Origin of the sequence: Actinotalea sp., assembly GCF_041597215.1 — a bacterium.
Lineage (GTDB): Bacteria > Actinomycetota > Actinomycetes > Actinomycetales > Cellulomonadaceae > Actinotalea.
The window spans coordinates 1-8401 of record NZ_JBFHHB010000146.1; the positions used below are offsets into that span (position 1 = coordinate 1).

Annotated in this window: 7 protein-coding genes; 3 read left to right on the top strand and 4 right to left on the bottom strand. The window is 73.6% G+C overall.

Annotated features, from left to right (window positions below; translation table 11 throughout):
• Positions 1–128 precede the first annotated feature (128 nt).
• Positions 129–1367, bottom strand: coding sequence for an IS256 family transposase (locus ABWK99_RS10835; protein ID WP_372594717.1), 1239 nt, complete (start codon positions 1365–1367; stop codon positions 129–131).
• Between the two features lie 25 nt (positions 1368–1392).
• Between ABWK99_RS10835 and ABWK99_RS10840 the strand changes: the two genes are divergently transcribed.
• From ABWK99_RS10840 to ABWK99_RS10850, 3 genes are all read left to right on the top strand, one after another.
• Positions 1393–1656, top strand: a complete 264-nt coding sequence (locus ABWK99_RS10840; RefSeq protein WP_372594718.1) for a hypothetical protein — start codon at positions 1393–1395, stop codon at positions 1654–1656.
• A gap of 414 nt (positions 1657–2070) precedes the next feature.
• A complete protein-coding gene (locus tag ABWK99_RS10845; RefSeq protein ID WP_372594719.1) occupies positions 2071–2496 on the top strand; it encodes a DUF6318 family protein in 426 nt (141 codons plus the stop codon).
• 302 nt (positions 2497–2798) lie between these two features.
• Entirely contained in the window at positions 2799–3404 is a 606-nt protein-coding gene (locus tag ABWK99_RS10850; RefSeq protein ID WP_372594720.1) for a PKD domain-containing protein, read from the top strand.
• A gap of 104 nt (positions 3405–3508) precedes the next feature.
• Here ABWK99_RS10850 and ABWK99_RS10855 read toward each other — a convergent pair whose 3' ends face one another.
• The 3 genes from ABWK99_RS10855 to ABWK99_RS10865 all read right to left on the bottom strand — a co-directional run.
• Positions 3509–4387, bottom strand: coding sequence for a cytochrome c biogenesis CcdA family protein (locus ABWK99_RS10855; protein ID WP_372594721.1), 879 nt, complete (start codon positions 4385–4387; stop codon positions 3509–3511).
• 6 nt (positions 4388–4393) lie between these two features.
• A complete protein-coding gene (locus tag ABWK99_RS10860; protein WP_372594722.1) occupies positions 4394–5038 on the bottom strand; it encodes a redoxin domain-containing protein in 645 nt (214 codons plus the stop codon).
• A 122-nt stretch (positions 5039–5160) separates the two neighbouring features.
• The coding region (locus tag ABWK99_RS10865) for a hypothetical protein (protein WP_372594723.1) at positions 5161–8401 on the bottom strand (3241 nt) is incomplete at its 5' end.

Genomic DNA, 8401 nt, shown 5'->3' on the forward strand with positions numbered 1-8401 from the left:
AGGCTGGGTCTGCGTGGGTGGCGCGGGGTCGGGGAGCCCAATCTCGGGCCGAGGTCAGGGCCGTTCCGGGTCGGGTGGGGTCAAGTCCTGGGGAGTGGTGTAGCGGTTCGGCGTGACCCTGGTGTGGTTCAGGCAGTGAGGGCCAGGGGTGGGTCGGTCACCTCCTGGGTGTCGGGGACGAGGTTCAGGCGGGCCTTGGCCAGTGCCTCGAGGCCGAGGTAGCGCCGTCCTTCGGCCCATTCGTCGTGCTGTTCGGCCAGGACGGCGCCGACGAGGCGGATGACGGAGTTGCGGTCGGGGAAGATCCCGACGACGTCGGTGCGGCGGCGGATCTCGCGGTTGAGGCGTTCGTTGGGGTTGTTGGACCAGATCTGGCGCCACAGGTCCTTGGGGAAGGCGGCGAACGCCAGGACGTCGGCGCGGGCGGTGTCCAGGTGGGCGGCGACTGCGGGCAGCGGGCCGGTGAGCTGGTCGAGCATCTTGTCGAACTGGGCGGCGACGAGGTCGGCCTCGGGCTGGTCGTAGACCGAGTGCAGCATCGCCTTGACCGCGGGCCATGACGCCTTGGGGCAGGCGGACATCAGGTTCGCGGCGTAGTGGGTCCGGCACCTTTGCCAGGTCGCTCCGGGCAGGGTCGCGCCGATCGCGGCGACCAGCCCGGCGTGCGCGTCGGAGGTCACCAGCTTCACGCCGGTCAGGCCGCGGGCGACCAGGTCCTGGAAGAACGTGAGCCAGGCCGGTCCGGTCTCAGAGGTGGTGACCTGGACCCCGAGGATCTCGCGGTGCCCGTCGGCGTTGACGCCGGTGGCGACCAGGACCGCGGCGTTGACCACCCGCCCGGCCTCGCGGACCTTCATCGTCAACGCGTCCGCGGCGATGAACGTGTAGGGGCCGGCGTCCAGCGGGCGGGTGCGGAACGCCGCGACCTGGGCGTCCAGGTCCTTGGACATCTCACTGACCTGCGACCGGGACAAGCCCGTGATGCCCAACGACTGCACGAGCTTGTCCATCCGCCTGGTCGAGACCCCGAGCAGGTAGCAGGTCGCGACCACCGAGGTCAGGGCCTCCTCCGCGCGCCGGCGACGGGTCAGCAACCAGTCCGGGAAGTAGGACCCGCTCCGCAGCTTCGGGACCGCGACGTCGATCGTGCCGACCCGGGTGTCCAGGTCACGGTGGCGGTAGCCGTTGCGCCGGTTGACCCGCTCGGGGCTGGACTGGCCCCACCCGGCGCCGCAGACCGCGTCGGCCTCCGCCGACAGCAACGCGTCGATGAACGTGGACAGCAGGTCACGCATCAGGTCCGGAGAGGCCTGGTCCAGCTGCTCGTGCAGGAAACGGGCAGGGTCGATACTCGTAGGTGCGGTCATCGTGGGACTCCACTTCGAGGGTGCTGTGAGAGGTTCACTCGAAGGGTCACGCGGTGACCGCGTCCTCGTCTACGACGACACGATCACCGAGCCACCGATACACCACCTTGGCGGACTCCACTCCACCGTTCGGTCCACGCCGCTCAGCACGCCGCTCGGCGAGCTCGACTGCCTGCGGTACGACGTCGGGCCGCGGACCTTCTGGTTCGACCGCAACCGACCCGGCATGCCCGTGCGCTACGGCGCAGGCGAGTCCTGGTGGCAGATGATCGGCGACGCGCAGGCGTAGCGGCCGGGCGCGCGGGCCGGTGGCGGCACGCGCGGGGTGCAGGCGCGGGGTGGCAGGCTCGCGGGAGGGCTGTGGTCGTCGGCGGTGCGGGCGGTCCCACGCCTCCGAGCTGGGTCCCGCCTCTGCCGAGCCGAGGAGCGGAATGCCGGGCTTTCCACAGGTGCGCTGCCCCCCTCCCCCAGGACCCCACACGCCGGTAGGGTCCCGGTCATGATGCGGGGGGTCGCAGCAGGGGGAAACGCGGGCGTGCGCGGACGAGCCGCCGGTGCGGTTCTGCTCGCAGCTGCGCTCGCACTGACCGGAGCCTGCGGGTCGACGACGCCCGCCCCGGGCCCGAGCGCCGCGACGAGCACAGCGACTCCGACGGCGACTCTCACGGAGGCGCCCACGACCCCGGCGCCCGCCGAACCGACCATGCCGCCCGAGATGGAGCGCGACGACGAGGTCGGCGCCGTGGCGGCGGCGAAGTACTTCATGGCGTTGTACGAGTGGGCCTACGGCACCGGCGAACTTGAGCTTTGGGATCAGGTATCTGGCCAGACATGCGAGTTCTGTGCGAACACCCATGACGCCGTCTCGGGTGCGTACCTCGATGGCGCCCGAATCGAAAGCACGCAAGCCCAATTCAGCGATTTCGCGCTCATCGACATCGACCAACAACTGCTGATCTACAGCGTTCGCCTCGCCTACTCGTTGCCGGAAGCAACCCACATCGACGCCACGGGGGCAACCCTGGGGACAATCCCTGCCGAGTCAGGGACGCTCGTAGTCGACGTCGTGCCCTCGGCCCGTGGATGGGTTCTCCTGGACGGCTTGGTCGGGGAACAGGAGGCTCCGTGAAGCAAGCGATCGCCCTCATCGCCCTCTCCGTCTGCCTCTTCTCGACCTCGCAGCCATCAAACACACCCGTCGACGCGCTCACGAATGCGGTTCGCACAGCAACGGGTGACGCCGACGGACCCAAGACGCCCGGTAGCCGCATCAAGTCAGAGGCGCAGGGAGGTGGCATCAACGTTCTCGGAACCTCAGCAGACGGCATTGGCACGACCCCGGTAGGCGGCGAGACGAGACGTTCGTTCGATTTCGAGCGTCGGCCGCTCCCCTACTGCGGATCCCTCGACGGCTTGGCATCGTCGCCAACAATGTGCATCGACGGCGTCTCCGGCGGCACCGTCACCCGCACCTGTGCCGACGGAACCACTGCCCTGGACCCGCTCTTCCGTCGCCCCCTCGACGCCTCGGGCGCACCGTCCGGCCCGTGGGAACAGGTCGACAACGGGGGCTGCCCTGAGGACCCACCCGTCGCCGTGGTCCTCAGCGCTGCCGAGTTCGCGCGGCTCCCGCTGACCCCGTCCGCGCCGCGGCTTCAACCGGCCGACGGCAACGGCCTGGTCAACGCCGACCTCATCGTCTACACCGACCCCGCGCAGCAGACCCTGACGACCACCATCCTGGGCAGCCTCGTCACCGTGCGAGCCACCCCGACCTCCTACACCTGGGACTTCGGCGACGGCACCGAGCCCCTGACCACCACCGACGCCGGTCGCCCCTATCCGGAGCACACCGTCACCCACCCGTACACCGCCGCGGGCGACTACCGGCTCACCCTCACCACCACGTGGACCGGCGCGTACCAGGTCGACGGCACCGGCCCGTGGCTCCCCGTCCTCGGCACCGCCACCACCACCTCGACCCCGCAACCGACCCGCATCACCGAGGTCCACACCGTGCTCGTCGCCAACCCCTGACCCGGGCACGCCCTCACACCGGGCACGCCTGAGAACCAGGGCACGCCCTCACGCCCTCACCCGCCCGCGAACCGGGCCACGCCCCCGCACCCAGGCGCGCGCCGTCACGCCCCGGCGACCTCCGCGGCCCGCGCAGCCCGCCGCCGTCGCACGTTCTGCACCAGCACGACCACCGCGACCGCGAGCACCACGGCAGCGACGGCCGCCACACCGCCGGTACCCAGCCCCGCCACGGTCCGCGTCAGCCAGCTCTGGACTCCGATCGCGGCGTCGACCACCGGGTCGTCGACCTGCTGGCCGGACAGCACCCGCAGCTCGAACCAGCCGTACCAGGCCACGTACGCCCCGGCGAGCAGCAGCAGCGCGCCGCTGAGCCGGGAGATGATCGGGCTGGCCTGCCGCAACCGCGACGTGATCGACGAGCTCGCCGTCGCGGCCGCGATCGCCAGCACCCCGACGACGGCACCCATCCCCAACGCGTAGATCACGAACGCCGCCACGACACCGGGAATGCTCCCGGTACGCAGCGCCGTCGTCGTCACGGCGAGGAACGGGGCGATCGTGCAGGACAGCGAGGCGAGCGCGAACGTCACGCCGTAGCCGACCTTCGACCACCAGCTCCGGCCCGGGGCCGTCCCACCCCGGCGCATCGCCGGCAGCTTCATCTCGCGTCCGCTCAGCAGCCAGCCGCCCAGACCCACCAGCACCACTCCGAGCACGACGGTCAGCACCGGCAGCCACCGCTCGATCGACACCGCCAGGGGCGCGATGATCAGCGCGAACGCCCCGAACACCGCGACGAAGCCGACCGTCATCCCGGCCGTGAACCGCAGCGCACGCGAGGCGGCGGCGCCGCGACCCTGCTCCCCGTCCGGGTCTGCCACCAGCAGGGTCAGGTAGGCGGGCAGCAGCGCGAAGCCGCACGGGTTGAACGCCGCAACGGCCCCAGCGACGAAGGCGAGCGTGAGGACTGCCGGGTCCATCCGCGATCAGCTGCCGAGCAGTGCGGACGCCCGGTCGCGCAGCGCGTCGGAACCGAGCGAGCCGACGACGGTCTCCACAGTGCCGTCGGGCGAGACGAACGCGTAGGAGGGCTGCGAGGCCACCCCGAATCGCGACCAGATCGACCCGTCCACGTCGGCCAGGTGCTCGAAGCCCGTCACGTTCGTGTCCGAGACGAAGCCCTGCATGGCATCGACCTCGCCCCGTCCTGCCACCCCGAGGAAGGTCACGTCACCGAGCTCGGCCGCGACCTCGGACACGTCCGGGGCCTCGCCGCGGCAGATGGTGCACCACGGTGCCCAGAACCACAGGACGACGGGCTCGCCCGCGAGCGTCGCGACGTCGAGCTCGCCACCGGAGACGGTCGCGGCGGTGAAGGCCAGCGGGCTGTCGCTCATGTCGTCCGTCGTCGCGTCGTCGTCGGTCATGGCGTCGTCGGTCATGTCGTCGGTCGCCGCGTCGTCCGTCATCGAGTCGTCGCTCTCCATCGCGGACTCGGACGGGTCCGTCGCGGCCTCGTCGGCCGCGGTCGAACAGGCCGTCAGGGCGAGCGCTGCCGTCAGCGCGAGGGCACCCGCGCGTGCCAGCGAGGAGCGGCGCAGAGAACGGGTCGGGCGAAGCGTGGCGGTCATCATGGCCTCCGGGTCGGGGTGCACCGGTCCCGCTGCGGTCCTCCACAGCGTCGACCGGCCTTCCATCCAGGTCTTCGCGCGCCCACGGCGCGCAGATGGGTCGAGATCTCTCCCGCCGTCCGCTACTCCCAACCCTGCGCCGCGGCCCGCTGCGAGGCGGCACGCACCGCTGCCCTGCCCTTCTCCAGCAGCGTCGCCGCCAGCACCGCGACCAGCCCGACCACCGCGACGGCGATCCACACCGCCGCGCCTCCCCACGCCGGCAGCAGCGCGACGAGCGGGACCGCCACCGCCAGCACGAGCGAGACGAGCACGACGACGGCAGCCGCCGCGACCCTGCGCCGCACCCGGGTGGCCAGCCCCCAGACCAGGACCAACGCTCCGATCCCCGCAGCGACGAGCGCGTGCACGACGGACACGGTGACGGCCTGCACCCAGGAGGTGACCACGAGGAACGCAATCCCGGTCAGCTCGAGCACCACCCCGGTCGGATCGCCGGAGACCGCGCCGCGGGCACGACGGTCGCCCCGCCACACCCCCGCCACCACGAGCAGCGCCAGCCCGACGGGCAGGGTGTACCAGGAGGCGGTGGCACCGGCCGCGACCTCGGGCACCCATGCGGCCCACGTCGCCCACGCGAGCACCGGCGCCGCGAGGCGCAAGCCCACCCGCCGCCACGCATGGCCGGCCGCGGCGATCTGCACCGTCGCACCCGCGAGCGCTGCCGCGAGCCCGCTCGGGTCCGCGGCGAGCGCGAGCAGGACAGCGGCCGAGCCCCCGGCCGTGACCGGGCCGAGCCACACCTGCCTGGCGGCCCCCTCCGTCAGGGGCAGCGCCGCGAGGAGCATCCCCAGGGCGAGGCCCGCCGAGACCCCGACGAGCGCGCCGGACCGCACGCCGGGCGACCAGCCCAGCACCTCGAGGGCCACGAGCAGGCCCAGCAGGCCGAGGCCGACGATCGCCCAGCGGCCGGGCTCCCACGCCCAGGTGCGCACGAGGATCCCGGAGGCGAGCGCGAGCAGCGCCACCGCGGCCACGTGCCACCAGGACCAGGCCGGATCGCCGGACCAGGCGAGGGCAGGAGCAAGCGTGGCCGTGGTGGACATCAGCGTGGCCGCCGCCCCCCAGACCATGGTCCACGACCGCTCGAGGACCCCTCGCGCCGTCGCGAGCAGCAGCAGGACGAGCACGCCTGCACCCAGTACGGCGGTGAGGTCGGAGCTCTGCTGACCGGACCAGCCGAGCCAGTCGACCGTCGCACCCCACGCGGCGACGGCGGCCACCGCCCCGACCACCTGCCGAGCCGTCCGCGCGAGGCCGACCTCCCGCACGACGGCGAGCGCGGTGTGCGCTCCGGAGAGCGCGAGCAGGGCGAGCGCGAGCCACCCGGGGCTCGCCGATCCGGCGCCCGCCAGGATCAGCCCGGTCCCGACGACGCCCAGGGTCTCGCTGAGGAGCAGACGACTGCGGTGCCGACCGAGCCGCACCGCGGCGCCCACGACGAGCAGGCCGATCACCGTGGACACCGGCGCGAACTGGCCGCCCTCGGCCCGGACCAGTGCCAGCGCCACGGCCGGCAGCGCCGCGAGCGCGACGGGCACGTCCCAGCGGCTCCATCCTCGGCGGCGCCCGGGGAGCACCGACACCGCGACGCCGACCGCCACCAGCCCGTAGGCCGTCGCGACCTCCGCCCAGGGGCTGCCCGGGTCCGCCGCCAGGTGCCAGCCGAGCCAGGCCACGACGAGCCCGAGGCCCGCCGTGCTCCCGACCCCGCTGAGCAGCGCGATCGCGAGCAGCGCCCCCGCACCACCGAGCACGACCCCGGCCCGACCCGGAGTCGTCGCGGCCGCGGCGATCACGAGCCAGCCGGTCAGCTGCACCGCGCCGAGCACCGCCGGCGGATGCAGGCCACGACGACGAGGAAGCAGCCGCGGGTCGCCGAACCGCGCCCCGTCGGCGACGAGCGCACCGAGCGGGAGCAGTCCGCTCGCCAGCACCCCGGTCGCCAGGACGAGCAGGTCTCGGCGGTCCACCTCTGCCGACGGGACGAGCCATCGGACGAGCACGACGAGAACCGGCACGACCACGGCCCAGGCCGTCCAGGTCATCACCGCTGGCCGGTGCCGGCTCGGGAGCAGGGCGACGGTGACGACGAGCCCGGCCCCGGCGACGACGAACGGGAGCGGACCCCCAGGAAGCACCACCGCGACAACGGGGTTGAGGAAGGCGAGCCAGGTCAGTGGCCCGAGGGCATCCGACCCGCGCGACCAGGGCACTCCCCGCACGAGCCCGGCGAAGAGCAGACCCGTGCCCACCAGCGCCATCGAACCCCAGGGATCACCGAGCCGGACGACGCCCCCGAGGTGCAGGGCGCCGAGCGCGGCGAGAGGCACGCCGAGCAGCGCGAGCGACCAGGGGGCCACGCGCCCGGCCACCCCGAGACGGTCGAGCCGAGCGGTCACCGCCGACCGGTGGCGGTCCCCGGCGACGGCCGTCACGCCCCAGCCGAGCGCCGAGGCGACGAGCGCGACCTCGGACTCCCAGCCGCCACCCGCGAGCGCGAGAGTGGCGAGTCCGAGCCCGTGACCCGCGAACCCCAGAGCCGCGGCCGTCGCGTCGGCGGCGGGACGAACCGTGCGCGCGGTCCCCCCCTGCGCCGCGACGCGGTGCGCCGCCACCACGAGCGTCAGCCCGACGATCGCCGGGACGCTCGTCGCGAGCAGCGCACCGACGTCGGCCACCGCCGCGCCGGCGAGCCAGGCCCACCAGCCCAGCCCGACCACGGCCCACACCCGACCCGCGGCGGGCAACGGCCCGAATCCGGCGGACACCGCGAGCAGGACCGCAGCGATCGGCACCGCCAAGGACCGCGCACCGCTCCCGTCGAGCGATGCACCCCAGACGTCGAGGTCCGCCAGCATCACCAGCCCCGCGAGCACAGCCGCGGCAGCGGTCACCGCTCCGACCGACCACCACCACGCGCGCCAGAACCCGTCCCCCTCGCCGCGCCCGAGTCGCGCGGACTGCCCGGGCAGCGCGGGAAGCGTCGCGAGCAGCACGACCCCTGCCGCCGTCAGCAGGCCGACATCGGCCCCCTCGGCGACGGCGACCGCGAGCACGCCGACCACCGGCAGCCCGGCCGTGAGCGCGTCGAGCACCCCTGCCGCGCCCACGACGGCGAAGGGGCGACGGCGCCGTGCACCGGCCCAGAGCGTCAGGACCGCGGTCAGGCCGGCGATCCACGGCATCGAGCCGGTCACGGCGAGCACCGTCAGGACGAGACCGCCTGCCGCGAGGCCGAGGGCGACGGTGGATCGGGCGCGCCGTCCGAGCAGCTCGATCAATGCCACGAAGCCGAGCGCG